Source organism: Mesorhizobium sp. C268A (assembly GCF_040324475.1).
In the GTDB taxonomy this organism is placed as follows: domain Bacteria; phylum Pseudomonadota; class Alphaproteobacteria; order Rhizobiales; family Rhizobiaceae; genus Mesorhizobium.
The window spans coordinates 1,953,393-1,979,254 of sequence record NZ_JAMYVX010000001.1; the positions used below are offsets into that span (position 1 = coordinate 1,953,393).

Sequence of the window (25,862 nt, forward strand, 5' to 3'; positions counted from 1 at the left end):
AAGTCCTTGGGCGAGCTGTGTTCTTGTCATGGATATGCGTACGAGGCGGCTGGCTTTCAGCGTGCGAGCGGTAGTATTCAGCATGCCGGATACGGCCAGTCCGGCCTGTTCATGAGTTGACAGGTCCGGACTTGTTGAGCAGTCGTCCGGCCCCGTAGAGCCTCTTTCTCTCAATGTTTCCGGGCGAGGGGGCCACGGTTGGATGCGCGGGATTGGCACTTTTTTTGCGTCAGCCGGCTTTTTTGGTCCGCAACGAGACCCCGACTTCGCGACTGCATCTTTTTAAAATCAAAGGGATGAACTGGTGCTGCGAGAGAGGATTGAACTCTCGACCTCTCCCTTACCAAGGGAGTGCTCTACCACTGAGCTACCGCAGCCGCTGATGGCGGGGCTTCTGCCATATAGAACCGGCAAGCGCAAGGCGTCTGTGAAAGGCTTTGCCAGACAAGTTTCGCTGACATGGCGGCGCCACAATGCTAGCTATCCCTTGAACGGCAGGCCCTGCCAGTCGCGGGCGGGACGGAACGATGGACGACAAGATAAATCCACCGAAAAAGGCTGATCCGGCAAAAAAGGACGGGACTGACCGCAAGGACCGTCTGGCCGAGCAGCTGCGCGCCAATCTCATGAAGCGCAAGACGCAAGCGCGCTCGCGGCGCACCGGTGATCCTGACCAGCGGCCCGAAGGACTGCCGGCTGCTGAAAAATGCACAAGGACTGACCGATATCGGCCACACTGGCCGGCCAACTTGGCCAACGGGCTCAGGAATCTTGAACCAAGCCGGCCAATGGTCTAGACGGGCCGATACGCAAACTGACGAAAACCGGCCTATCGGGCCGAGGGGACATTCTCTCATGGATCGCATCAGAATTGTCGGCGGCAACAAGCTCGCCGGAAGCATTCCGATTTCGGGCGCGAAAAACGCTGCCTTGCCGCTGATGATCGCCTCGCTGCTCACCGACGACACTCTGACGCTGGAAAACGTGCCGCATCTGGCCGATGTAGAGCAGCTGATCCGCATTCTCGGCAATCACGGCGTCGACTATTCGGTCAACGGCCGCCGCGAGAAGCAGAATGAGGGCTATTCGCGCACCATCAACTTCTCGGCCCGAAACATCGTCGACACGACCGCGCCCTACGAGCTGGTGTCGAAGATGCGGGCGTCGTTCTGGGTGATCGGCCCGCTGCTGGCCCGCATGGGCGAGGCCAAAGTGTCGCTGCCGGGCGGTTGCGCCATCGGCACGCGCCCGGTCGACCTGTTCCTCGAGGGCTTGCAGGCGCTGGGCGCCGACATCGATGTCGACACTGGTTATGTGCTGGCCAAGACCAGGAACGGCCGCCTTGTCGGCAATCGCTATGTGTTCCCGAAAGTCTCCGTCGGCGCCACCCATGTGCTGATGATGGCGGCGGCGCTGGCCAAGGGTGAGACGGTGCTGGAAAACGCCGCCTGCGAGCCCGAAATCGTCAACCTCGCCGAATGCCTCAACGCCATGGGCGCCAAAATTTCCGGCGCCGGCACGCCTGTTATCACCATCGATGGCGTCGAGTCGCTGTCGGGCGCGCGCGTGCGCGTCATCCCCGACCGCATCGAGACCGGCACCTATGCCATGGCTGTGGCCATGACCGGCGGCGATGTCGTGCTCGAAGGCGCCCGCCCCGAGCTGCTGCAGACCGCGTTGGATGTGATTGCCCAGACCGGTACCGAGATCACGCCGACCAATTCCGGCATTCGCGTCCGGCGCAACGGCGCCGGCATTTCGCCGGTCGACGTAACGACGGCGCCGTTCCCGGCCTTCCCGACCGATCTGCAGGCGCAGTTCATGGGCCTGATGACCATGGCCAAAGGCAAGTCGCGCATCACCGAGACCATCTTTGAAAACCGCTTCATGCATGTGCAGGAACTGGCCCGGCTCGGCGCCCACATCACGCTGTCCGGCCAAACGGCGATCGTCGACGGCGTCGCCAAGCTGAAGGGCGCACCCGTCATGGCGACCGATCTGCGCGCCTCGGTGTCGCTGGTCATTGCCGGTCTGGCGGCCGAAGGCGAAACGACGGTCAACCGCGTCTACCACCTCGACCGCGGTTTCGAGCGGCTGGAAGAAAAGCTCTCCAATTGCGGCGCGGTGATCGAGCGGATTTCGGCTTGACCGCACGGCAGTTGCTTCAGACAGACAGGCGTCTGGTGCTGCCTCCATTCACCGCCAACACTTCAAACCCGAGGCGCTAGCCTCGGGTTGAATTTGTGTCGCGGTTGCACGGACCGGAAAGACCGCCTAACAAAAGGCTGAAACCAACTTTCAGGTGTGCATTCGGCATGGCAGCCCTCAAACTCATTGCGCTCGACGATCAGGATCTGAGCATCGTCTCGGCCCACGTCCAGGACGCCGTGATGAAGGTCTCGGACCTCGAATACCTGCCTTCGGCCAAGCGTTTCATATTGACCATGAACCGCTTCGTCTGGGAGGCGAAATCCGGACTGTTCAGCCAGCACAATGAGCGGCGCCAGGCGGTGTTGCATTTCGACCGCGTGCTCGGCGCCAAGACCAGCGGCATTGCCCGCGATCGGCCGGCCGAGGTGCTGTCGCTGCTGGCAATCAGCTTTATCGAAATCAGCAAGCCGGCCGGCATCGTCGAGTTGGTCTTTTCCGGCGGCGGCGCGATCATGCTCGACGTCGAATGCATCGAGGCACGGCTTGCCGACATAGGCGGCGCCTGGGAAGCCACCTCGCGTCCGGTGCACAGGGTCTAGAGCATGATCCCAAAAAGTGGGTGCCGGTTTTTGTTGGACAAAACGGGAATCGTTTGTCCAGAGATCATGCTCCAACAAAGGGCTAGATCATGATGAGATTTCAAGCAAATCTCACCATGATCTAGACGCAGCCGATGGCCATTACGCTTATCCAATCCGATGCCGGTTTCGCGCAGCGTTTCGCCGCCTTCCTGACCACCAAGCGGGAGGTATCGGAGGACGTCGACACTGCCGTGCGCGCCATCATTGCGCGGGTTCGTGCCGAGGGCGACGCTGCCCTGGTCGACTACACGCTGAAATTCGACAAGGCCGACCTCAATAGCCTCGGCATTGCCGTGTCGAAGGACGACATCGCGCAGGCCTACAAAGACGCCGATCCGCAGACGGTCGAGGCGCTGAAATTTGCCCGTGACCGCATCCGATCCCATCACGAGCGACAAATGCCCAAGGACGATCGCTATACCGATGCCGCCGGGGTCGAGTTGGGTTCGCGCTGGACGGCGATCGAGGCGGTCGGGCTCTATGTGCCGGGCGGCACGGCAAGCTATCCAAGCTCGGTGCTGATGAACGCCGTGCCGGCCAGGGTGGCGGGCGTCGAGCGCATCGTCATCGTCGTGCCGGCGCCGGGCGGCATCATCAATCCGCTGGTGCTGGTGGCCGCCGATATATCAGGCGCTTCAGAGATTTACCGCGTCGGCGGCGCGCAGGCGATTGCCGCCCTTGCCTATGGCACCGAGACGATCCGGCCGGTCGCCAAGATCGTCGGGCCCGGCAATGCCTATGTCGCCGCCGCCAAGCGCCAGGTCTTCGGCACGGTCGGCATCGACATGATCGCCGGACCGTCTGAAGTGCTGGTGGTGGCCGACGGCAGCAACGATCCCGACTGGATCGCCGCCGATCTTCTGGCGCAGGCCGAGCACGACGTGTCGGCGCAATCGATCCTGATCACCAACGATCCTGCGTTCGGAAAAGCAGTCGAACAGGCGGTCGAGCGCCAATTGCTGAGCCTGCCGCGCGCCGAGACGGCGGCTGCTAGCTGGCGCGATTTCGGCGCGGTGATCCTGGTGGAGACCATCGAGGCCGCGCTGCCGCTGGTCGACCGCATCGCCGCCGAACATGTGGAACTCGCCATCGACGATGCCGAGGGCTTCCTGGCCAGGATGCGCAATGCGGGCGCTGTGTTTCTGGGACGCCATACGCCCGAAGTCATCGGCGACTATGTCGGCGGCTCCAACCACGTGCTGCCGACGGCGCGTTCGGCGCGCTTCTCTTCGGGCCTGTCGGTGCTCGATTTCGTCAAGCGCACCTCGATCCTGAAGCTCGGGCCGGAGCAGCTGAGAGCACTTGCGCCGGCGGCGATTGCGCTGGCCAAGGCGGAAGGCCTCGACGCGCATGGCCGCTCCGTCGCCATCCGGCTGAACATGTAGGCGGCGATGGCGGACGGCGATCAAACCCGCGCAAGGCTGATCGATGTCGAGCTCGACGAGTCGATCGGCCGTTCGACGCCCGATGTCGAACATGAGCGCGCGGTGGCGATCTTCGACCTGATCGAGGAGAACAGCTTTCAGCCGGTCAATGATGACGGCGCCGGGCCTTATCGGCTGAAGCTGTCGCTGGCCGAATCCCGGCTGGTGTTTGCGGTCGCCCGAGAGAATGGTGCTGATGTCGTCACCCATATCCTGTCGCTGACGCCGCTCAGGCGCATCGTCAAGGACTACTACCTGATCTGCGAAAGCTATTACGACGCCATCCGCTCCTCGACGCCGAGCCATATCGAGGCGATCGACATGGGCCGGCGCGGCCTGCACAATGAAGGCTCGCAGACGTTGATGGACCGGCTGGCCGGCAAGATCGACATCGACTTCGACACGGCGCGGCGGCTGTTCACGCTGGTCTGCGTGCTGCACTGGCGGGGTTAGACCTGACTGGGGCGCCCCGCTCGATCCTGTTTTTGTGCGGCATGAACGCCGTGCGCTCACCGATGGCCGAGCAGCTGGCGCGGCGCATGCTGCCGCCGGCCACTTTCGTCGCCTCTGCCGGCGTGCACAGGGGCGAGCGCGATCCGTTCGTCGACGCGGTGCTGGCCGAAGAAGGCCTGACGCTGGGCGAGCGCCAGCCGCGCTCGATGGACGATCTCGAGGACGATTATTTCGACCTGATCGTCACCCTGGCGCCGGAAGCCCACCACGCCGCGCTCGAACTCACCCGCTCGCTTGCCGTCGACGTCGAATACTGGCCGATGCCGGATCCGACCGATGTCGGCGGCAGGCGCGAGCAGATCATGGCCAGCTATCGCGACGTGAGAGAACGGCTGAAAGCGCGCATCAGCCGACGTTTTCTGCTTCCGGAGGTAAAAAACGCGGCGGATTGATGCATGTCGCTCAAAAGCGGTCCCGGTTTTGAGACAACGACATGCATAAAACGAAAGCTTGGAGCGCGTCGCATATGACGCGATCTAAGCGTGTTCACAAGCGCACGATTATCATATAGGTTCCGCCGAAATTCCGGCCTGGGCGCTCCAGGGCGCAGGAACTGCAATCCAAGCAAAGGTATCGAATGCCGAAGGAAGAAGTCCTCGAGTTTCCGGGTGTCGTGACGGAATTGTTGCCCAACGCGATGTTCCGGGTGAAGCTCGAAAACGAACACGAGATCATCGCCCATACGGCTGGCCGCATGCGCAAGAACCGCATCCGTGTGCTGACCGGCGACAAGGTCCTGGTCGAGATGACGCCCTATGACCTGACCAAGGGCCGCATCACCTACCGTTTCAAGTAACAGTCCGGCGCGAACCGCGATGAGCATCCTGCAGAAGCTCGTGCTTGCCTCTGGTTCGCCGCGCCGGATCGAACTGTTGCAACAGGCCGGCATCGAGCCGGACCGCGTGCTGCCAGCCGATGTCGACGAAACGCCGCTGCGCGCCGAACATCCGCGCTCGCTGGCCAAGCGGCTGTCGAAGGAAAAGGCCGAGAAGGCGCTGGCCTCGCTGAAAAGCGAGGAAGACTATGCGCCAAGTTTCGTGCTGGCCGCCGATACGGTGGTCGCGGTCGGACGCCGCATCCTGCCCAAGGCCGAGACGCTGGACGACGCCGCCAATTGCCTTGGACTGCTTTCGGGCCGTTCGCACCGGGTCTATTCCGGCATCTGCCTGATTACGCCGGGCGGCAAGCTGCGCCAAAGGCTGGTTGAATCCAGGGTACGCTTCAAGCGGCTTCCACGCGAGGAGATCGACGCCTATGTCGCCTCCGGCGAATGGCGCGGCAAGGCCGGCGGCTATGCCGTCCAGGGTCTCGCCGGTTCGTTCGTCGTCAAGCTGGTCGGCTCCTACACCAACATTGTCGGCCTGCCGCTCTACGAGACGGTGGCGCTGCTTTCGGGCGAAGGCTTCAAGGTCCACACCAGCTGGCATACCGCGCGGCCATGAGCCTGGACGATAAGGTCACACCACTGCGCCCGAAGCGCCCCTGCCCCGAATGCGGCAAGCCGTCGGCGCGCGAGACCTATCCGTTCTGCTCGAAGCGCTGCAAGGACATCGACCTCAACCGCTGGCTGAAGGGCGCCTATGTCATCACCGCGCGGGATGACGAGGACGAGAGCGACGAGCCGAAGTAGGGTTTGGGCGGTGCCGGCCGCGCAATTCCACTTCGCCGACCTTACGCAATTGCTGCTTTGCCGGCGTCGGTATTGTCTGCGACAATTGCCCCGGAAAATCAGCGCTTAGGCGCTGGACAGGCCGGATTCCCGTGCTATAACCCACGCGCTTTCAAGGGGTGCCCCACGGCGCTTTCCTGAAATCCGGTCAGGCGATGTCTCGTTTGCCGGCGAGGCCCAGATAGCTCAGTTGGTAGAGCAGCGGACTGAAAATCCGCGTGTCGGTGGTTCGAATCCGCCTCTGGGCACCATGCCCCCTTCTCCCGGCACTCCCTTTCACCGAACCTTCTACGCTGCAGCTTCTGCAACCGCTTGGAATTGTTGGTCTTTTGCAGTCGCATTTGCGCGGTTAAGCGGGACACGGAGCGCTTCAGGAGCATTTGGTCCAACGAGGCGGGGGGATGGTATTTCCGTTGGTATTCGACATCCTGATGGTATCGAAACAGCCAAGGGAGACCTGACGAATGCCCCTCTCCGACGTGAAATGTCGAAATGCCCGCCCTGCTTCCAAGCTCGTGAAATTATCTGATGGGGGCGGGCTTCAGCTATGGGTACAGCCCACGGGCTCTCGCCTCTGGCGGCTCGCCTACCGCTTTGACGGCAAGCAGAAACTGCTCGCGCTGGGCAGCTATCCCCTTATCTCTCTCGCCGAGGCACGGGAGGCGCGCGATGACGCTAAAAGGCTTCTGCTAGCTGGCGTCGACCCTGGAAAGGAACGCAGCTTGCGGAAGGCCGATTCGGCAAAGGACTCCTTTCGCTCAATAGCGGACGAATATGTTGACAAACTAAAGAAGGAGGGACGTGCCGACCGGACGATCAGCAAGGTCAAATGGCTGCTCGACTTTGCCTATCCGATAATCGGCGACAAGTGCATTCGGGAGATCGACCCGGCCACCATCCTTACCGCCCTCCGCCGCGTGGAGGTTCGCGGTCGATACGAGTCGGCCAGGCGACTGCGCTCCACGATCGGCAGCGTGTTTCGATACGCAATCGCGACCGCACGCGCCGAGACAGATCCGACCTTCGCCCTCAGAGGCGCACTCATCAGTCCGACGGTAACGTCTCGCGCCGCGATTACCGATCCGAAGGCCTTGGGCGGTTTGCTGAGGGCGATCGATGCATTTGACGGACAGCCTACAACCCGGGCCGGTCTGATGCTGATGGCGCTGCTGTTTCCCCGCCCCGGGGAGCTTCGCGTCGCTGAATGGGAAGAGTTCGATTTTGAAAGCTCGGTGTGGACCATCCCTGAAGCACGCATGAAATGCGACGGCCGCACCGCATACCCCTATCAAAGCAGGCGATCAGCGTCCTGACTTCACTCAGGGAAATTTCTGGTGGTGGATCGCTGCTGTTTCCTAGTGTTCGATCGGCTTCACGTCCGATTTCCGACAATACGCTAAACGCCGCACTACGTCGTATGGGTTACGGCAAGGAAGAAGCTACCGCGCACGGCTTTCGAGCAACGGCATCAACTTTGCTGAACGAATGCGGCGAGTGGCATCCGGACGCGATAGAGCGGCAGCTGGCCCACATTGAGAACAACGACGTTCGGCGCGCCTATGCCCGGGCAGAGCACTGGGAGGAGCGCATCAACATGATGCAGTGGTGGGCCGATTATCTGGATGAACTCAAGAGCAAAACCCGCGGGTGAACTCAACCGAGGGACGCCGCAAGCCTGCTGTCCATACAATAACGCGACCATCCACTTTGAACCAAACAGCGGCCGTTCATCAAAGGCCGATACAAATCTCCAACCGCCGGAAATCATACTGACCGTCGAAAAACGCCGAAACTCGTCGCCAAGTCGTAGGCCCGGAGGGGTCAACTTTCTTTCCAGGACACTATTAAGGTTAGCGGATGATGACGGTTGGTTTGGGGCCCAAAGCAGATAGCCTGTTCTCAGGATAATGCAATCAAGAAGCGGGCATTGCGTCGCACATAGTCGAGGCAGCTATGTCGCGCTCTGCAGGCAGAGCCGCCAAGGCCGCGAACTGGGCCTGCGCGGTTTCGACGAGCGCTGCCTACCTGAGCCGCCGGCTAGGCTGGGTGCGTTTCTGCACATGGTCATGTTGGCTAGCAAGCTCTCTGTCTTATGATTTGCGAGGATCGACCTGGGAAGAGTCTCGGCGATGATCTTCCTCTTCGGATAGTGGAGTTTCTACGAAGGCTATCGGGCCGCGATCTTCAGTTCCCCGGTGGCGACCCTGCCGACAAGATTGCGCATCACGTCGAACGTCAGAAGGTTGACACTGCCATCGGTAACCATGCCTACCGCAACGTCCGAGAAGTGCTCGGCGACGAAGCGCACGACCGCAGCTTCCTTCTTGGGTAGCGCCGAGATCAGGCATGAAGCGTTGCTGACGATCCAGGTGTCGCCGGACTTGTCAAACCGGAAGGCGACATGATCGGTGCCGTCGGGATACTTAATACTGCCCATGGCGCAAGAAGCGATCTTGCCGGCTGATTTCGTGGGAGCGTTCAGGAACATCTCAAGGCTATCGATGTTCCCAGGGTTATAGGAATGAACTACGACAGCCAGGCCGAAATTCGGCGTTCCGCTGGATTTGTCTATCTTGACGTCGAGGTCGGTGACATAGGTCGAGTCGCTGCCTCCTTTTTGCGTCTGTCCCTCGTACGCGTGTACCTTGAACACGGGCACAAGCAGACCTGCCTGTGCCGCGGCATCGTTCGGTACGTTCGAGACGACCGCCACCTCGGTTGGCGGCTCGATGAATGTTCCCCTCTGCAAACCAGCGGTTGTCGGGTCCGAGTAGAGCGCGAGGAAGGACCGCACTGTCGCAACGCTTAGGTCCCGAGGTGCGACGGCTGCCGGCAATGTGCGGCAACTCAGCGCCATTTCGCGGGTGCGCTCGCTGGGACGCCCGTCCGGCTTGCCGACGTCACAGCCCAAAGCATTGAGGGTCACCTGCAGCGATTTGAGCGCGACGGCGTCGCCTAGCGTGTAGAGACCATCGCGAGTTGCGGCCCGTCTGACCGCCGCGAAGTATAGCGACGCGTCTCTGACCCGAGCGACCGCCTGGGTGCAACAAAGATAGATGCCAAACTTGGCGTAATTGGTGCTCTCAAGTCCGGGGGTGAAGGTCGGTCCACGCCACTCGGTCACTAATTTGCCATTGAGGTACACCTTAACCCGACCGGAGCTGTCCTTCGCCCACTTAATAAATAGCTCGAAGCGGCTCCACTTGCCGACAAGGTTCTTGAAATCGGCGACCTTGAGGCGCGGACCGGGCGTGCAGTTGTAGTTTCTGAGCGCGTTACTGAATGCAAGGTAGAGAGAGTCATCTTTGCCCGCGAAATTTGCGAGTGAAATGTGCTGGCATTGTTTGTTGTGAAAGTAGAATAGTTGCATGTAACCGTCAGCTTGCTTTATGCCGTATGGGAAGTCGTCAGGTAAGTAGACAGCGAACCCATACCAGCCCTGTTTCGGCTGCCCATTGCCGTTCTTTTTGGTCGCAAAGACGTTTTCACGAACTTGCGACCGTACCGACTGCTCGTCGCAGTCGTTAGCTGGAGCATGCGGCTCATAGCGCCGTGGATTGCAATAACCTGAGGGGATCCGAAAAGAATAAACCTTGGAGGTCGGCGCCTCGCCGGTTGGGTCATCGATGATCGCAACGGACTTGGGAGCACTCAACTCGTCGATTACGAGAGGATCGAAACCGGTTTCTTCGGCGGCCTCCAGCCGGCCCGTGGCATAACTCACAACCGCAGTCACAGCCAAGGCTATAATAACGTTGAAACGCGGATGGAGCATCGCACCCTCCTCTCGATTTTCCAGCGCGTCCGCGCTTGACATTCAATTAGACATCGGCTGATGACGCCCTTCGTTCGCCTGATACTGTGCCCTTGTGCAGAAATCGACGAGCTCGGATCATCGTTAGCGCACTTACAGTCCACCAAACCAAGGCCTTGCAGTTTACCTGATGCCTGGCGATGGCGACTCTGAGAATGGCGCCGCTACGCCGTTAGCCAGTCGCTCCATCATTCGCGGCGCGGCTGCTAGCCAATAACTCATTGCTGTTTTGTCACAAGCTGATGCACCAAGGCCAACGCTTGACGTTTGCAACCGCTGCTTACCATCCATCCAAGAACTTCCAGCGGATTTTCAAGAACGTTCTTTGGAAACATTTTAATTTCGATCGACGCCGATGTCTTGTTGGTCTCGACGACAACAGATTTCACCTCGGGAGGAATACGGTCTGGAAGAGAGTAAGTGAGCTTGCCTGCGCTCCAGACTATGCCGTTGAACGGCTCACCGTCGCCGATGCGGATTGAAAAAACCGCGCTCTGACCTATGCCCTCGCGCGCAAGAACCATAACACCATCGCGGATGCAGCCCGGGGCGGATTCTTCGATGGACACTGCCCAGGGGTCGTCGAGCCCGCTCGGCGTGGAATAGTCGCTAGTGGTGCGCGAACCGCCGATGGACTCCGTTCTCTTGCGCTCGTTCGCCAAGAGGACGGCTATCAGGTCAAGCTTTGAAGGGCCTTCCTGCGCTTTGGCAGTCCCCTGTAAACTGCCGGACGTCAATGCATCCTCAGTTACCACGAAGGAATCTGGACCCGAAAGCGCGTTCACGCTGCCGTCCTCGCCGAGCAAAGTGACGACCGTACCGGCTGGCACGTTGATGACGTCGCTTGGCATAAAGAGCTTGCCTGGCGGCAGTTCATCCACCGCCGGCTCAGCTGACAGGACCACATACTGGCTGCCGGCGACCGCGCGTTGCGCCGTCACAAGAACGGCCGCGGTGAGGGTCAGAGAGGCGATTTGCGAGATCGGACGCATGAGGCTCATGTCATTGATGACCCTATTTGTCGGCAAGATGAATGTCTGCTCGGAAGCGTCCGCTTGCAAGACGGCTATGATGAAAAGCGATCAGGGCGTCTTGTGGATAGTTTGTGACCAACAGCTCAAATGCCGCTGTCGCGAGCTTATCGTCGGTGCCAAGCAGGGCGTACGCCTTTGCGTATTCCTCGCAAAGTATCGTATTTTCTGACGTTCGGCTCATTGCCTCGAAAGCCTCGATGCCTTGGTTCTTGCCCTTAAGGTGCAGAACTCCCGCAGGCCGCAGCAAGAAGCGCGTTGCTTGTTTCGCGACTTCCGCGCTTATGCAATTTTTCGTGCCGATGTACTTGTTTGCGCCCTCCAGTCGGGCCGCAGTGTTTACCGTGTCTCCAATAGCTGTGTAGTTGAAGAACCGATTTCCCCCGAAGTTGCCGACGATTGCAGGCCCGCCATGAATACCTATGCGGGTGGATCCGAGTGAATGGCCCCGTCGTGCCGATTTCTCGCGCAGCCGCTGCGCGTGGTCCTGCACAGCAAGTGCCAGAGACACCGCCCGCTCCGCTTGGTCATTTTGTGCTGCCGGAGCCCCGAAGAAGCCGACCACCGCATCGCCGATGACCTTGTCGATGGTTGCACCATGCTCGACAAATAACTCGCAGAGCCCGTTCAGATATTCGTTCAATACATCTGCGAGCACCTCTGGCGCGAGTTGCTCGCTGAATGACGTAAATCCCTCGACATCCGTGAATACACAGGTGAGCTCACGCTTCTCGCCACCGAGATGGAGAGCGTTGGGTTCCTTGACAATCGCTGCAACAACGGCCGGACTGACATATTTCGAGAACGCGTTCAGAATGAACTGGCGAGCCTTGGCGTCCCGTCTCCAAGCCAGGAAGCCAACGAACGCCGACAGGCCGACCACAAGCAATGCAGGGGCGACCATCGGAACGAGGATTGCGAACCGCGCGAACGCCCACGCCTCACTGATCCATACCAGCAGCACCGTACAAGCGACCGCGACAGGTTTGAGGACCACCGGGATCGGCCGCGAAACGATCAATAAGCAGAACAGCCCGACAAGAAGCATTGGCGCATAGCCCACTGCAGGCCAAGGGGTCGTTATCCGATTCCCGGACACGAGCCTGGCTAACGAATGGGCGTGGATCGCGACGCCAGGGAGGACACCGATTTTCGCCCCGCTCAACAACGCGAACGGTGTCGGATGACGGTCTATTTGCTGTAGGTCTACACCGATAAGAACATATTTCCCCTCGAACCAGCTGAGCGGTGCCAGCGGAACGGCCTGTGCCGGATAGGTTGGAAAGCTGAAGGGCAGGCTGTTCCCCGTGCGGTAGTAGACCATCTCCTCCGGCGAGTGGCCGCCACCAACGCCGGTGGATGCTGCGATCACTGCAACAAAACTTGGCATCCAAGCGCCGCCGCCTTCTCGACCGGGGAAGGCCCCACGGACCACGCCGTCGAGATTGTCATGCAACAATGCTGCAAGGCCCCGCTTTGCCGACGGAGCGAACGCGTTTAGATAGTCGGATTGTCTTTGGGTAAGGCCGTCAGTCCGCGAAGCCGAGGCGATCACCACAGGCACACGGGCGGTTTCAATGGCAGTTTCGAGGCGGGCATCCTTTTCCGGCTCTGTTGCCTGGTCGAACAGTAGGTCGATGCCGATGGCGAGAGGGCGGGCGGACTCGATCCGGGCCACCATGTCGGCCAAGAAGCCACGGTCCAGTGGTGAGCGGTATGGAAAATTCGCCAGGGTCTGTTCTGTTATTGAGACCACGACGATGTTGGGTGGAGCATGGGTGAACGGCGAGATCGAGACCATCATCACGTCGCGCAGGATGTTCTCCAACGGCGGTGACACGAGAGCGGTCCAGAGGCCCAGCAGAACCAGATAGGCGAGCGATGCGGCGATGCCCCCTCGCCGCAGGCTGACGATCCGGCCAAGTGTCCGCACGCCGAAATACACCCCTAAGTGGAAGCGCTACTCGCTGCCAGCATACCCGTTCAGGCGCATCAAGCAATTGTCGCCCGTTTGCATTGGAATGCACGACCCCAGCACCGAAACGGTGTCCGCCAATCCATCTCAGAGTCGCAGGCCACTCGTCCGCAGCCCGGGGCATAGCTCTTTTCGGTTGCATTAGCCTCTGCTACAAGTTCCCTTGGGGAGCCGTTTCGCCATGCGCAGCGCTTTCATTCTCTTGGTTTTATTGTTTGCCGCTGTTTCGGGACAGGCAGTCGCCGAGAAACGCGTTGCGTTGGTCATTGGCAATTCTGCCTATCAGCATGCCGTCCAACTAGCCAATCCGAAGAACGACTCCTCCGACATAGCTGCCAAACTTGAAAGCCTTGGGTTTCAGGTCGTGAGCGACCAGGACCTCGACTTGGCGGGAATGCGACGCACAGTACGCAACTTCTTGGAGAGGCTCGACGGTGCCGACATGGCGCTTTTTTTCTATGCCGGACACGGCCTGCAGGTGAATGGCAGCAACTATATGGTGCCGGTGGATGCACAGTTGTCCAGCTACAACGACCTCGACTTTGAGGCCCTGCCGATAGACCTCGTACTTTCGGCGATGGAACGCAGCACGAAGGTTAACCTCATCTTCCTCGATGCCTGCCGGGATAATCCGTTTGCGGAGAAGCTTTCCCGCTCCATGGGGACGCGCTCCGGTTCCCTAGGGCGTGGTCTTGCCAGACTTGGCAGCGGAGTCGGGTCGCTAATCGCGTTCGCAACGCAACCAGGTAACGTCGCGATAGACGGGGCGGGCCGGAACTCTCCGTTCACAACTGCACTGCTCTCGCACCTCGGCACGCCTGGGCAGGATATCATGCGCGACCTCGTCGATGTGCGCCGCGATGTGCTGGCCGCCACGGATGGGAAGCAGGTGCCGTGGGAAAATTCGTCGCTTACGGGAGAAGTCGTTTTGAAGCCTCTCGCGGCAACGGCCGAGCCGAAACAGGCGTCTGCTTCGCTTCCGCAGACTGCGTCGCCAGACAACGCGGTCGAGCTAGCCTATTGGGCGACCATCAAGGACTCAACCGACAAGAGCTTCTTCGAGGCGTATCTACAGCAGTTTCCGACGGGCGTCTTTGCGGCCCTTGCCAGGCTAAAGATCGACGGTATCGCCAAGCGTTTTGAAGCGGAACGGCAGGCTTCCACCAAACAGGTGGCGGGACAGCCAACGACGGAGCGCATCGCTAAGGCAACCGACAATACCAAGGCGATGGAAGTCGCCAGCCTTGAACAACCCAATCCGCTGCCGCAGTCACCGGCAGGCAACATAGACGCTGGCGAACTTACACGGGCCACTCAAGTGGAACTGGTTCGCCTGGGGTGCCTGGCCGGCCATGCCGACGGCAAATGGGGCTTGGGCAGCCGCAAAGCACTTCAAGACTATGCCGGCAGGCAAGGTGTCAAGCTTGCATCATTGGAACCGACAGCGGAACTTCTGGAAAGACTAAGGGCGGTCGGAGCTCGTATCTGCCCGCTTATTTGTGAAGACGGAATGAGGGTGCAGGGCGATCATTGTGTGCCCCAGACGAGCGGGCTAAGCGCCTTTAATGGCACATGGAAATTAGTCAGACGAGCCACCACGGACTGCGGCGATTGGCGAGAACTCTCAACACGCGTTTTCATAAGAGATGGCAGAGTATCGTCTGACTCCGGATTTACAGGAAGCATTTCCAGCAGCGGCGCCGTCAATATGAAAAGCACCTTTGTATATAAAGGAAGAACGGGCGGGAACACCCTGAGCGGGGTCATAAAGGGTGACAACGGAACCGGCAGATTTAAAGGGACCGGAGCTGGCAGCGGGTGTTCAGGAAAAGTTATTATGGAAAGAATGTAGAAAGGGCGGAGTCGGCCGTCGGCCGCACTTCTGTTGAAAGGCCGATGCTACGAGGCCAGCAACTGCAAGAGCTACATAGGAGTCAAGAGCCGATCTTTAACATGAACGGCGGTCGTATCGTCAAGCTCATGGAGTTCGCCAGCGGCGTCAATGTCGGCAACTGGTGCAAACGTGCGGCTGCGGATGTTCGCTCGGATGTCCGCTTTTGGGATGCGGTTAGGGTCTGCTCAACGACGGATATTGGGCGCATTGCGGACTGGCAGGTTTGGGGCCGGAACCCGTCGGTCCGCTATCGGGGCGAGCTCGGCGGATAGCCGCCATTCGGCAGACGACGTCTGAGCGGACGTTGAGGCGGGTTGCATGCATACGGATGACCCGGGGCTGCAGGGCAGACATGCCCTGCACGAAGTCCTTGTCGAACCGTGGCAGTGCAGGTCCGCGATCTCGAGCATCCGCTAGGCCAGATGCTGCTCCAGTGCCCCATGCGGGTAAGCTCTGCCTCGCTATCACCCCTTCACTGAGCCCCAGAGTGACGGCCGGATTCGCGCGCGCAATGGACGCGTGCGAGACGCTGTTCGATGCTGGCTCTTATGGCGCTGAGGAGGCTGCAACGTGGCGAGCGGATGCTTGCCACTTATTGCGATGCGCTCCGGCAGGCACATGATGCCATGATCGGCACCTCTGCATGCGCCAGAGCCTGATTCAACTGCTGTCGGACCTCGATGATTTCTACCGCGCCACCACGTCGGCTAAGGCATTCAAGCAGGCCGTGTAGGCTCCAGACGTTGCGTGGGTGTTGGCAAGGACGCGGCAACGTCGCATCAAGCCCAAGGTCCGCGCGATAGACAGCCTCAGCTTCGCCATATAGTCCGGCATCCATCAGCAATGCGCCAAGCGCGTGTCTCGTCGGCTGCATCCAACCCCATGGCTCATCATAGAGCAAATTGTCGTCGAGATCGACCGCACGCCGCAGGAAGTCCAGGCCTTCATGGACGCGACCGGACTTGTAGTGCAACTCCCCCAGCATCATCGCTTCGGCAACCTCGAGGATATCGGCGCATGGGTTGTTGAACAGCATGCGCTCGGGTTGCACTGCATCGCGCGCGGCCGCGAAAAGGCTAGCGCTTTCCTCTGCCTGGGGGATTTTACCGAGATTGGCCAGAGCTACGGTGCGGGCATAATGCAACAGGACGGTACTGAACGAGTAGAGCTCAGCATCGTCAGGGAAGGCCTCTTCCAGGATGCAGGACCAGCGGCCAAAGCGGATAAGTACGTGCAACTTCATCGGCGCGAAGGCTTCAAACATCTCTGGCATGTAACGCACCACCGGCTCCGGCAGGTTTTCTGCCAGTGCCCTCGCGGCCTCGAAGGCATCCGAAGGGCGACCAAGAAACATGGCCCCGTAGATTTGAAAGTGAAGGTTGTGGATGCGGTAGACAGTGTAAAAGTTCTCACCGCCTGCATGAGCGAAATATGAACGATCCACCTGAGCCGCCTGCCGATTGCGCACCACGACTTTGTGGTAGTCGCCGCAAAGCACGTCAATATGCGTCGCCATATGCACAAGATGCCCAGAGTCTGGCACTAGGCGCACCAGCCGATCTGCATGCGGCAAGGCTTTTTCTGGCGTCGACGACATCTCCATCAGATGAATATAGAAATGCAACAACCCCGGATGTCCCCAGGCTGCTGGCTGGGTCGTGAAGGCGCGGTCCAAAGCCGCGCGCGCTTCCACCGTCGAGGTGCCAGCCGAAGGCTGCCCGGTCCGAGTATCCCACAGCGCCCAAGGCGTGCGGTTGATCAGTGCCTCGACGAAGATCGCGGTCACATCCAGATCGTCAGGGAACCTCTCGTACACTGTGCGCATCGCATCAGCGAAATCGTCATTCCAAGGGCCATAATCCGCAATCTCTGGATCAGTAGGGAAGCGCGATGTCAGCGCATCAAGCAAGGCGCGCTCGACTTCGATTGCAGACAGATCGCACGCTTCCGCCAGCAATACATGCGCCCGCGTCAAAGCGACAATACGCTCTTCAGGCCCGAAGGAGGTCCATAGCTTGTTGTAGTTTGGACCCAGACAGTGGGCAATTCCCCACCGCGCCATGACGTTCGAAGGCGCCACCTCGAGCGCGCGCTCGTAACAGGCAATGGCCTCTTCGTGGTTAAATCCGTATTGCCAGATCAGTCCCCGGTCGAACCACATCTGCGCCTCGGAAAGCGTGTTGTCCAGCCGGCGGGAGAAGGTGCCTAGATCGAAGTACGTCATCGTATCCAACTCCATGGCTGTCGGCGACTAGCCGCCCAAACTACATCAAACCCCCGAAGGAAGGGAGTTCGACTTCAGGATGCCGCCCGATGTCACCGTGCGATCTTCATCAAGAGCCGCGATAGGTGCGCCCATCCCCACCCCGACGCCGTTTTCGGACCGGACCGACAACGATTTCCCCTCAACGAGGAGCGATGTGGATGGACATCTCTGCATTCGCTTTGGGCGATAAGCCGGACTGAGACAGTTTACCCGATCAGCCTCAAGGGCTGACGCTTATCAATATGCGATGTGAAACACGGATCGTAGTCTGAACTGGGGCCGGAAGCGGGCCGTCAGCTTTCGGGGCAATCGCGTCGGCAAGCCGCCGTTCCACTGCCGACCCTTTTCAGACGTTCGTGAGCTAAGCAGAACGAGCCGGAGACTGAGGTTCTCGTTCCAGCGACGCTATGCGAACGGATCCACGTTCCCTGGAAAGCTTGCGAAGCCTTCCATCCAACTGGAAGGCAAATGGGTTTGCCCCAGGATCATCGACCCACTTAGGATCCGCGATCTGATCAAATTGTCCAGGGAGCTCGGTATGGTCCACCGGCTCCGCTTTGGCCAACATATCGGCGACAAACACTTCCAGTTGGACGCGAAGGCGGCGTACAAGAGCTTCCACGAATGTGCTGCGGGCAGCCCGGCTTGATGCGCTTGATGTCGATGTCCAGGCGCAGCCACCAGACCGACAGCCTACTGAGGTTGAACAGCGCGTTGGGGCTTGCGAAGGGAACGCCATTGTCGGTGCGGATCGCGCTGGGCAGGCCGAATTCTTTGAGAAGGCTTTCGAACACTGTGAAGGCATAGGCTTCCTTGGTGGTCGACAGCGCCTCGCTGGCGATGAGATAGCGGCTGGCGAAGTCGGTGATCGTCAGCGGATAGCAATAGCGCCGGTCGGCGAGCATGAACTCGCCCTTGTAGTCGGCGCAACACAGCGCGTTGGGGCGACAGCCGCTTGAAAGCGCTGTCCCGGTCGCCCTGTTGCGCCGCCGCTTGCGGTGCTCGACCATGCCGTGCCGATCCAGAACCGCATGCACCGTCGAGATCGCGGGCCTGTGCACATCGGGGTACAGCCGCGCCAGCCGCTCGCGTATCTTCGGCGCAACCCATGTCGGCTTGTCTTGCTTGAGGCGCACAATCAGCTTCTCGATTTGAAACGGAAGCTGATTGGCGTGGCGGTAGGGCCGGCGCGATCGATCCGTCAGCCCCTCAAGGCCACTGTCATTGTAGCGCGCGAGGATCTTGTAGCCGGTCTTGCGCGAGATATCGAACTCACGGCAAAGCACCGCCATCTTCTCGCCGTCCAGCAGCCGGGCAATGAACTTCAGCCGCTCTTCCATGACGTTACACTCCTTCCAAGGCACCTTGCTCTCCTTGCAAAGGGCCGAAAGTGTAACCCATGTCTCCGGAATGAACTTTCACCCATCTCTCGGGAAGGCACAATAAAATCAATATATTACGGAGATAGATTGCATGCGCCATTCCCAAGGTGGCGAGGATTGCAACCATATTGCCACCATTCGGGGACGACTGTAGCGTCCATCCTCGGACAAACGGCGATAGGCCTTTCCTAAGATGCCAACAGGTGATCCGCTTTTGGCGGTCGGTGGCGGTTTTGGACGCCGCGCCCTTTGCTGTCTCCCTAAGAAGGACTACTCCTATTCATTCTGGTCCCTTTGATTGGGAGTGTTGATGATAGGGGTGTGGTACCGACTATGGCGGTGGCTTCTGGATTTGGTCGGGGTTCAGCCTTCGAACGGCATTGAGACGCAGATGAAGATCGCTTGCTTGGGTTGGGGGTCGTTGGTTTGGGATCCAAGAAACTTGCCATTGTCTGGCGAGTGGGAAAAGGACGGCCCGATACTACCAATTGAGTTTGCGCGTGAATCAGGCCGAAAGCGCATAACTCTCGTGATCGCCAACGTTCCGGAGACGGTGACATCCTTGTGGGCGCTGATGAAGGTCGATAGTCAGGCCGCCGCAATAGATGCTCTGGCCACGCGCGAGGACATAAAAGAAGAGAACATTCAGTATTCAATTGGTTGGTGGCGGAAAGCAGATGGAGCGTCAAATGGGCGAGGTGCACAAACCATTGCGGCATGGGCCCTGGCCCACAACCTTGATGCAGTGGTGTGGACGAACCTGAAACCCGGACTGAAAGGTAGTCCCAACGTCGTGCCGCAATACACTGCTGTGCTCAGGCACTTCAGAGACCTGATTGAAAGTGGTGATCACGCTGACGCCGAAGCATATGTACGCAAGACACCTTCACAGGTTATGACGCCGTACCGGCGCCGGCTGCAGGACGATCTTCGCTGGACACCCATTCCAACATAAACTCTTAGATGGGACATCCAAATGTATCAACGTCGCGCGATGCACCCATTAAGCAGATCCCTGAAGCCGCTCGCACGGGAAACAATAGAGACATTGTGGACGATTTTCGTCGCGATCGGTGAGCATTGGTCCCTTGAGGACCAGCCCACCGGCTATCGACTTCGTTTTGAAACGTTCCTTGAGAACAGGACAAACTTGAATCCCGTGTATGAGGGTTACTACGTCGACGGTGCGGCATATTTTGAAAGCTTGACCGCAGACATTGGACCGGCGGCAGCTCTCGAACGCCTCTTTGCCCAGAAGCCGCGAGTGGTCCAATCGGGGATCCCAGCCACGCGACTTGAGGCGGTACAGCGGTTCGTGGTGAATGAATTCATCTCTCTCCGACTGGCTCTCGGAGGATTCAAGTCCTTCGGCGCGATCAATTATCGGGGCTATTTTGGCGGCGCGAATATCGATGGGGAGCCAACCCCATATCGGGAGCGATAAACGATGAAAGTCGGTACTGTCATCGTCGGCTCCGGTGTGGCTGCAACCGCCGTCGCTCAGAGGCTTCTTGCAGATAACCCGCAAGCGTCGGTGCTCATTCTTGAGGCCGGCGTCCGGGTCAAGACCAAGGATTTTGGCTTGTGGGAGCAATACATGCTGACCCGCCAGACGCCGTACGAGCAGTACACTGATCTGCCATATCCACAGCGCGATTTTCCAGGTGAAAACACTAGTGCGGGTGGCACGGACATGCCGCTCAATGGTGCCAGAGTCTTCGCGTACGGAGGATCGACCCTGCATTGGGGTGGCTGGGCGTTCCGGCTGAAGCCTGAAGACTTCCATTTGAGGTCGAATACCGGCGAAGGCATCGACTGGCCCTTCGACTACGATGAGCTTGAACCATTCTACTGCCGTGCCGAACACCATTTGGCAGTATCGGGGGATTCTCGCGATCCTCTGCTCAAGCGCAGTCGCGACTACCCGTTTCGCGAGTTTCCTTTCACGTTGATGGATCGCCCGATCGCGGATGGACTCAAGAAGCTTGATTTCGATTTTGGCCATTTGCCGATAGCCAGGCGCGGCGTATCGGGTGAACCGTCGAGGCATGCTCCGTGCCAAACAACCGGAACCTGCAAATATTGTCCTTTCGGTGCGCGCTACGCTGCTTGCAACTACCTCGATGATTTCATCGAGTGGAACGATTGGCCTGGCCTGTCGGTGCGGCTCGGCGCCATCGTCGATCGCATCATCACAGACGGAAAGCGTAGGGTCAAAGGTGTAACATTTTGGGATCGCGAGACCGGAGCCTCTCAAGATGTTGAGGCCGATCGGGTGATTGTCGCCGCCGGCACCATCGAGTCTGCCAAGCTGCTCCAGCGCTCTGTTTCAGATGATTGGCGAAATGGGCTTGGCAATAACCATGCTCTGGTGGGTCGGTATCTCGTTACGCATCCTTACTTTACTTTCGAAGGGCTGTTGCCTGCCAATCCGCTTCGTCTCCAGGCCGAGATGGATTTTCCAACCCTCGTGTCGCGGCACTTTGACAGCGAACCCCAGCAAGCTGCCGGAAAATACGTGCTCGTCTCACCCCCAGACGCCGTCGGATTTCGACTTGCCGATAGCCTTCAGAAGGGTCAATCTCGCGCCGAGATCGACGCGGCGCTCACAGGTCGAAATGGCGTTCAAATCCACGGAATGATCGAGGTCTTTGGACGCCACTATAATCGGGTAACTGTCGCCAAGGAAGCGAACGGCAAGGTCAAGTACAACCGGGTCGGGATACCAATGACCCAAGTAGAGTACACCAAAGACCCTGACTTTGACCAACGAATGAAGGATGTCGAAGCGCAGGTCGGCGAAATACTAAAAGCTATGGATGCACCCCCCACGGGGACGAAATCATTGTCATGGCGCGCAGATCACGCTGCCTCCGTCTGTAGGATGAGTTCGAGGGAGCAAGATGGCGTGGTCGATGCCGATCTGAGAGTTCATGGGATCGACAATCTATATGTGATCTCGAATGCTGTATTCCCAAACATCGGCGCAATAAATCCGACCCTGACGCTCACGGCTCTGGCTATCAGGCTCGGGGATCATTTGAACGCGGGAGGCGGCGTCTAGTGAACGAAGCTGAAAGAGAGGAGAAGCACCGAACGCTGCTGGCTCGACTGCAACTGGCCTTGGAACTGGAGTGGGCAACCCTGCCCCCATACCTCGTGGCCCTTCTCAGCATTAAACGAAGTTCTAACCGGGTAGCGGCGGACCTCATCCGTGGTGTCGCGATGGAAGAGATGCTTCATTTGGCCCTGGTCGCAAATGTCATGAATGCTGTCGGCGGTCGTCCGTTCGTCGGAAAGTCGAACTGTCCGAGATACCCTCTAACGATGACGTTTGAGGGCCGACCCTTCGCTGACCGGACGTTTCCAATCAACCTGGAGCGATTTTCCAAGGCATCGATGGTTACTTTCATGAAGATCGAGCAGCCACAGCAACCTGTTACCAAGACGGCATGGTTGCACGACGTGATAGATGTCCCCGCACCCACCATTGGGGAGTTCTATGGTGAGATCGTCTCTCTGTTGGAGGAACTCGATGCCGCGCTTCCAGGCAAGCTGTTTAGCGGCGATCCCAGCCACCAACTCGAGAGCGATTTTTTCTGGGGAGGTGGTGGAACAATAAGGATTGTGACCGACCTTGAAAGCGCAAAGGCCGCCCTGAGGACGGTGGTGGACCAAGGTGAAGGCGCGTGGCCTTGGACCCAGGATAGGCTCGCGGCCAGCGTCGACCACCCGCTCGATATGGGTCACTACTACCGCTTCAGCGAAATCTTCTTCGAACGGCACTTTTCAAAGACTGACAACCCCGGCAAACCGCCGACAGGCATCGCGATGCCTGTCGACTATACTGCGGTGTATCCGATAAAACAGAATGCCCGGACAACGGATTATCCCAAGGGTTCCAGAATAGCGGCGCTGAACGACGCCTTCAACAACCGATACACCATGATGCTGCGGCAACTCGGCGAAGCGATCAACGGCACGCCCAATGCGCTCTACACCGCGATCATGAACGGTATGCACGAAATGACGTCGATCGCACGCGATCTCATGGAGGCTCCGATCGCCGACTCGACTAGTGGGGAGACGGCCTGCCCGACGTTCGAGTGGATTGACTAAAACTGAGCCGCGAAGAAAAAGACAGAGATTGGGATACAGGACCGCTACGTTTGCAAGGCGGACGCTCGGAGACCCTAGCCGGACCGAAGAGCCCCTTATTCAATAAACGGCCTGAAATTTCAGTTCTCCCCTCGTCCCCACTTTAAGGCTGTAACCCGTCCTTGATCGCCTGAGGAATGTTGCGCTGGCCCGCAAGCGCTGGATAATAGCCGGGATCGCCCGTGACGGTCAGTTCATCGAGTTCCAGCGGCTTCAAAACCGCTGGCGCCTTTGTGGCCGTCGGCATCGCGGACATCCGGATCGTTCCGGGCAGCGGCGCCTCGCTGTCGAAGCGTGGGCGCAAGTTCTCGTCCGGCGGCTCGTCTTGGTCCAGAACGAGAGTCCAGTCGGCCCGCGGGGTCGGACCCTGTCCGAACACCCTCCGTCGCGCGCCGTCCATTGCCATCGTCATCAGTGGCGACGGTGGCAACTTGGCCTGCTTCTTTGCCAACGTCGGCAAGTTCTTCATCGCATTACTCAACGTCTTGGTGGCGACCTTCAGCGACAGTCCCGCGACGATCTCGTCGGCGTTGGCATCGTCGAGATTGAGATAACGCGTCTCACCCGCAAAACTGATCACCTCCCCTGTTCCTGAAAACCCCGCCGTCAGTTTCTTGATCGCATAGCGAGGCAAGCCGTCGATCACGACGAGGTCGATTCTGGTCTCGTCCGCCTTCAGCAGATGCTCATAGGCATCGCCGGCCTTGCCCCTAACCAACACCAGATCGGCATATTTCCCGGCTTCGATCGAGCCGAGATAGCGGTCCCACCGCAATAGGCCCGCCGCCACAATGGTCGCCATCGCGACGATATCGCGATCGGAAAACCCGAGCGCCTGTACCGAGTTAACCACCCGTACCACCTTCAACTCGTGTAGCAAATTCTTGCTACCGCTCGGCGACCAATCCGAGCCAAGCCCGATCCGCACGCCCGCCGCGCGCGCTGACTTAATGTCGGCCGTCTGGCCATAGAGCATGAAGTTTGACAGCGGCGACCACACCATACCTGCGCGCACTGCGGCCAACCGGTCGAAATCCTTCCGCGTCAGCGCGTTGCAATGAATTCCGGTCAGCGACGCCGCGATCGCCCACACATTGGGACTAATCTCTAGGTCGAGGAAATGCTTGCGCGCGCTCGCATCGATCCCTTCGCTGAGATGCATCAAGAGGCATGGAAAATCCTTCAGGTAGCCGAGGAAATTGTCTTTGTCTTTGGCGGCATAGTCCGGGATGCGCGCCTTGGCATCGGGCAGTGTGCTGTCGAGACTCTCCTCGACGTTCCGAACTATTCCTCTGTACTGTCGCATCAGTCCCGGCGCGCTGAACAGGGTGATGCCCTGTGACGTAGTCGTCCCGCCCATTAGGCATTTGGCCTCCGTGTAGCGGGCAATCGCCGGTGCCACGCCAGGCGTCTTGCCCAGCACGCCCATTGGTCCGCTCACGCCGGCCTGGTAGGGAGGCGAGCCTTGCCACTGGCCGCGATTGCAATAGAGCTTAGGGACATCCCAAAGCTTCAATATGTCGTAGCCCAGGTGGTTGTGGAGCTCGATCAGCCCCGGATAGAATGTTCCGCCGGTGTTGATGGGCGTCATGTGCTCGAACCCCTGCGGTGGCGTCGCCGCGGCGTCGAGCACCGCCTTGATCCGGTTGCCTTCGATCCAGATCACCGCGTCCTTGAGCACACTGAACGCCGCGTCCATCTGCACCACACGCCCGCGATAGGCCCGCTTGCTCGCCTGCATTGTCGCCCCTCCTTTGGTTCAGACCGTCTTCGGCGCCGTCCAGATCAATGTATGCCGGTCGTCCGGCCGCGGCCTGCTGACGCTCGCAAACTTTGCCGGAGTCTGCGCCCTGAGCCACGCATCGTCGCCGACGAATGCCGGCAAACCATAGGGGAGGTCGCGCTTCGGGATGGGCCGGTAGTCGGCTTCCGCCACCTGCGCCTCGTAATTGGGAAGGGTAGTATCCCCATCGGCGTCCGGCGTGACCAGTGCGCGCAATTGCGTGATCGCCACGCGCCAGCCATCGGCCAGTGCCGCCGGGTCACGGCTGCTCGGATGCGGCAGCTTGAACACCGGAGTCGTGCCTTTGCCCGGCCATTTGGTTACCGCCTGCTGCGCCTGCACTCCAAACCCGATGATCGCCTGCACCCTGGCCGTCTTCGCCATGTCGTAGAGCGCGTTCCGCCATGCCTTGTGGTCAGGCGCATCGAGCACATCGTCGCCGCCAGCGGCTTGGCTCGGTATCAGCGCCAGCGCATAGGCATTGAGACAGAGATAGGATCTAGTGAGACCGAGTTTGGCGAGGAATCCCTGAACGCGCTGTCCGGCGTCGCCGACCAGCGTCCGTCCGACCAGCCTCTCGGTCGCACCCGGATCAGACGCGATGCACAGCACCCGTGCCGACCCATCGAGCCGGCCGCGGTAGAACACCGGCCCCCAATCGTACCAGAAGAATTGCTTGAAGGGCGCGTAGTCCGGCATCGCTGCAAAGTGTTGCGCAAATGGATCAGGTGGTCCGTGATCGAATTCTACACTCAAGCGACGCCTCGCATAGTTGGATACTGCGCAATAGAAATAGTGCCATCTGGTCCACAGGCGCAAGCTCAGATCAGGCTCCCTAATGCGCCAGAGCACGTCCGCGGAAATCGTCCGCCACCTATATGCTCTCATCTGTCCCGATCGCGACAGCCAACTGGCAGGCGGACTGCAAGAATATCGGCAATGTACCGAATAAAGACAACCCTGAGCCACTGCTGGGAATCGCGGACCATTGCCCGTTGATCGTAACATTTGGCATCTAAGACGCGATCTCGGAACAGCCGAGCGGCGTGCCCTTCCGCTCGGGCTGGTTCACAGCAGCAGGGCTACCAGAGACGTTATTCGGAAAGACTCCACCGAAGCGGACGTTGCCCCATGGCCACATCTTACCCGAGGTGGATGCCC

General features: G+C 59.5%; 19 protein-coding genes, 2 tRNA genes and 2 pseudogenes. 15 read left to right on the forward strand and 8 right to left on the reverse strand.

Features of this window, described 5'->3' with window-relative positions; translation table 11 throughout:
• Positions 1-302: 302 nt before the first annotated feature.
• Positions 303-377: transfer RNA gene (locus tag NKL06_RS09570), tRNA-Thr, on the reverse strand.
• Positions 378-855: 478 nt separating this feature from the next.
• Here NKL06_RS09570 and murA point away from each other — a divergent pair.
• The 10 genes and pseudogenes from murA to NKL06_RS09625 all read left to right on the forward strand — a co-directional run bounded on the left by murA (position 856) and on the right by NKL06_RS09625 (position 8,049).
• Positions 856-2,148: a UDP-N-acetylglucosamine 1-carboxyvinyltransferase gene (gene murA, locus NKL06_RS09580; RefSeq protein ID WP_023692403.1), complete on the forward strand. Its 1,293-nt coding sequence runs from the start codon at positions 856-858 to the stop codon at positions 2,146-2,148.
• Positions 2,149-2,315: 167 nt separating this feature from the next.
• On the forward strand, positions 2,316-2,750 hold the full coding sequence (locus tag NKL06_RS09585; RefSeq protein WP_023692404.1) for a DUF2948 family protein: 435 nt from the start codon (positions 2,316-2,318) through the stop codon (positions 2,748-2,750).
• A gap of 134 nt (positions 2,751-2,884) precedes the next feature.
• The gene (gene hisD / locus NKL06_RS09590; RefSeq protein ID WP_023692405.1) at positions 2,885-4,177 is read left to right on the forward strand and encodes a histidinol dehydrogenase; all 1,293 of its coding nucleotides are present in this window, start codon (positions 2,885-2,887) and stop codon (positions 4,175-4,177) included.
• Between the two features lie 6 nt (positions 4,178-4,183).
• Positions 4,184-4,669, forward strand: coding sequence for a UPF0262 family protein (locus NKL06_RS09595; protein ID WP_023692406.1), 486 nt, complete (start codon positions 4,184-4,186; stop codon positions 4,667-4,669).
• The gene (locus NKL06_RS09600; protein WP_081725519.1) at positions 4,657-5,121 is read left to right on the forward strand and encodes an arsenate-mycothiol transferase ArsC; all 465 of its coding nucleotides are present in this window, start codon (positions 4,657-4,659) and stop codon (positions 5,119-5,121) included. The genes NKL06_RS09595 and NKL06_RS09600 overlap by 13 nt, the downstream gene beginning before the upstream one ends.
• 185 nt (positions 5,122-5,306) lie before the next feature.
• On the forward strand, positions 5,307-5,525 hold the full coding sequence (gene infA / locus NKL06_RS09605) for a translation initiation factor IF-1 (protein ID WP_006200926.1): 219 nt from the start codon (positions 5,307-5,309) through the stop codon (positions 5,523-5,525).
• Between the two features lie 19 nt (positions 5,526-5,544).
• Positions 5,545-6,171, forward strand: a complete 627-nt coding sequence (locus NKL06_RS09610) for a Maf-like protein (protein WP_023681911.1) — start codon at positions 5,545-5,547, stop codon at positions 6,169-6,171.
• Positions 6,168-6,359: a DNA gyrase inhibitor YacG gene (yacG, locus tag NKL06_RS09615; protein WP_023669280.1), complete on the forward strand. Its 192-nt coding sequence runs from the start codon at positions 6,168-6,170 to the stop codon at positions 6,357-6,359. The genes NKL06_RS09610 and yacG overlap by 4 nt, the downstream gene beginning before the upstream one ends.
• 214 nt (positions 6,360-6,573) lie before the next feature.
• Positions 6,574-6,649: transfer RNA gene (locus tag NKL06_RS09620), tRNA-Phe, on the forward strand.
• A 213-nt stretch (positions 6,650-6,862) separates the two neighbouring features.
• Positions 6,863-8,049, forward strand: a pseudogene (locus NKL06_RS09625) (tyrosine-type recombinase/integrase).
• A 516-nt stretch (positions 8,050-8,565) separates the two neighbouring features.
• On the opposite strand, the gene NKL06_RS09630 reads toward NKL06_RS09625, so the two are convergent.
• The 3 genes from NKL06_RS09630 to NKL06_RS09640 all read right to left on the reverse strand — a co-directional run bounded on the left by NKL06_RS09630 (position 8,566) and on the right by NKL06_RS09640 (position 13,176).
• Positions 8,566-10,173: a heparin lyase I family protein gene (locus tag NKL06_RS09630; RefSeq protein ID WP_031202526.1), complete on the reverse strand. Its 1,608-nt coding sequence runs from the start codon at positions 10,171-10,173 to the stop codon at positions 8,566-8,568.
• Between the two features lie 257 nt (positions 10,174-10,430).
• A complete protein-coding gene (locus NKL06_RS09635) occupies positions 10,431-11,213 on the reverse strand; it encodes a hypothetical protein (RefSeq protein ID WP_023692409.1) in 783 nt (260 codons plus the stop codon).
• 13 nt (positions 11,214-11,226) lie between these two features.
• A complete protein-coding gene (locus tag NKL06_RS09640) occupies positions 11,227-13,176 on the reverse strand; it encodes a CHASE2 domain-containing protein (protein WP_023692410.1) in 1,950 nt (649 codons plus the stop codon).
• A gap of 223 nt (positions 13,177-13,399) precedes the next feature.
• Between NKL06_RS09640 and NKL06_RS09645 the strand changes: the two genes are divergently transcribed.
• Positions 13,400-15,070 (forward strand): caspase family protein, encoded by a 1,671-nt coding sequence (locus NKL06_RS09645; RefSeq protein ID WP_023692411.1) that lies wholly within the window; start codon positions 13,400-13,402, stop codon positions 15,068-15,070.
• 634 nt (positions 15,071-15,704) lie between these two features.
• Here the strand turns inward: NKL06_RS09645 and NKL06_RS09650 are convergent.
• A complete protein-coding gene (locus tag NKL06_RS09650) occupies positions 15,705-17,336 on the reverse strand; it encodes a tetratricopeptide repeat protein (RefSeq protein WP_023692413.1) in 1,632 nt (543 codons plus the stop codon).
• A gap of 671 nt (positions 17,337-18,007) precedes the next feature.
• Positions 18,008-18,742: pseudogene (locus tag NKL06_RS09655) on the reverse strand (helix-turn-helix domain-containing protein); the annotation flags it as partial.
• Between the two features lie 409 nt (positions 18,743-19,151).
• On the opposite strand from NKL06_RS09655, the gene NKL06_RS09660 reads away from it, so the two are divergent.
• From NKL06_RS09660 to NKL06_RS09675, 4 genes are read left to right on the forward strand one after another with little or no spacing between them, the layout of a single operon-like run.
• The gene (locus NKL06_RS09660; RefSeq protein ID WP_023692414.1) at positions 19,152-19,715 is read left to right on the forward strand and encodes a hypothetical protein; all 564 of its coding nucleotides are present in this window, start codon (positions 19,152-19,154) and stop codon (positions 19,713-19,715) included.
• A gap of 21 nt (positions 19,716-19,736) precedes the next feature.
• Positions 19,737-20,204: a hypothetical protein gene (locus NKL06_RS09665; RefSeq protein ID WP_023692415.1), complete on the forward strand. Its 468-nt coding sequence runs from the start codon at positions 19,737-19,739 to the stop codon at positions 20,202-20,204.
• Positions 20,205-20,207: 3 nt separating this feature from the next.
• Positions 20,208-21,824, forward strand: coding sequence for a GMC oxidoreductase (locus NKL06_RS09670; RefSeq protein ID WP_023692416.1), 1,617 nt, complete (start codon positions 20,208-20,210; stop codon positions 21,822-21,824).
• The gene (locus NKL06_RS09675; RefSeq protein WP_031196685.1) at positions 21,824-22,879 is read left to right on the forward strand and encodes a ferritin-like domain-containing protein; all 1,056 of its coding nucleotides are present in this window, start codon (positions 21,824-21,826) and stop codon (positions 22,877-22,879) included. Before NKL06_RS09670 ends, NKL06_RS09675 begins: the two co-directional genes overlap by 1 nt.
• A gap of 142 nt (positions 22,880-23,021) precedes the next feature.
• On the opposite strand, the gene NKL06_RS09680 is transcribed toward NKL06_RS09675, so the two are convergent.
• Complete coding sequence (locus NKL06_RS09680) at positions 23,022-24,659, reverse strand: amidohydrolase family protein (RefSeq protein ID WP_023692418.1); 1,638 nt, start codon at positions 24,657-24,659, stop codon at positions 23,022-23,024.
• 18 nt (positions 24,660-24,677) lie between these two features.
• Entirely contained in the window at positions 24,678-25,457 is a 780-nt protein-coding gene (locus NKL06_RS09685) for a uracil-DNA glycosylase family protein (RefSeq protein WP_196813806.1), read from the reverse strand.
• Between the last annotated feature and the right edge of the window lie 405 nt (positions 25,458-25,862).

Bases quoted from the DNA above. Each gene is read 5' to 3' on its own strand.
- NKL06_RS09670 (WP_023692416.1), top strand. From the start codon at position 20,208: ATGAAAGTCGGTACTGTCATCGTCGGCTCCGGTGTGGCTGCAACCGCC.
- infA (WP_006200926.1), top strand. From the start codon at position 5,307: ATGCCGAAGGAAGAAGTCCTCGAGTTTCCGGGTGTCGTGACGGAATTG.
- NKL06_RS09680 (WP_023692418.1), bottom strand. From the start codon at position 24,659: ATGCAGGCGAGCAAGCGGGCCTATCGCGGGCGTGTGGTGCAGATGGAC.
- NKL06_RS09650 (WP_023692413.1), bottom strand. From the start codon at position 17,336: ATGACGTACTTCGATCTAGGCACCTTCTCCCGCCGGCTGGACAACACG.
- NKL06_RS09645 (WP_023692411.1), top strand. From the start codon at position 13,400: ATGCGCAGCGCTTTCATTCTCTTGGTTTTATTGTTTGCCGCTGTTTCG.
- yacG (WP_023669280.1), top strand. From the start codon at position 6,168: ATGAGCCTGGACGATAAGGTCACACCACTGCGCCCGAAGCGCCCCTGC.
- NKL06_RS09585 (WP_023692404.1), top strand. From the start codon at position 2,316: ATGGCAGCCCTCAAACTCATTGCGCTCGACGATCAGGATCTGAGCATC.
- NKL06_RS09660 (WP_023692414.1), top strand. From the start codon at position 19,152: ATGAAGATCGCTTGCTTGGGTTGGGGGTCGTTGGTTTGGGATCCAAGA.
- NKL06_RS09595 (WP_023692406.1), top strand. From the start codon at position 4,184: ATGGCGGACGGCGATCAAACCCGCGCAAGGCTGATCGATGTCGAGCTC.
- NKL06_RS09635 (WP_023692409.1), bottom strand. From the start codon at position 11,213: ATGAGCCTCATGCGTCCGATCTCGCAAATCGCCTCTCTGACCCTCACC.
- NKL06_RS09665 (WP_023692415.1), top strand. From the start codon at position 19,737: ATGTATCAACGTCGCGCGATGCACCCATTAAGCAGATCCCTGAAGCCG.
- hisD (WP_023692405.1), top strand. From the start codon at position 2,885: ATGGCCATTACGCTTATCCAATCCGATGCCGGTTTCGCGCAGCGTTTC.
- NKL06_RS09630 (WP_031202526.1), bottom strand. From the start codon at position 10,173: ATGCTCCATCCGCGTTTCAACGTTATTATAGCCTTGGCTGTGACTGCG.
- murA (WP_023692403.1), top strand. From the start codon at position 856: ATGGATCGCATCAGAATTGTCGGCGGCAACAAGCTCGCCGGAAGCATT.
- NKL06_RS09610 (WP_023681911.1), top strand. From the start codon at position 5,545: ATGAGCATCCTGCAGAAGCTCGTGCTTGCCTCTGGTTCGCCGCGCCGG.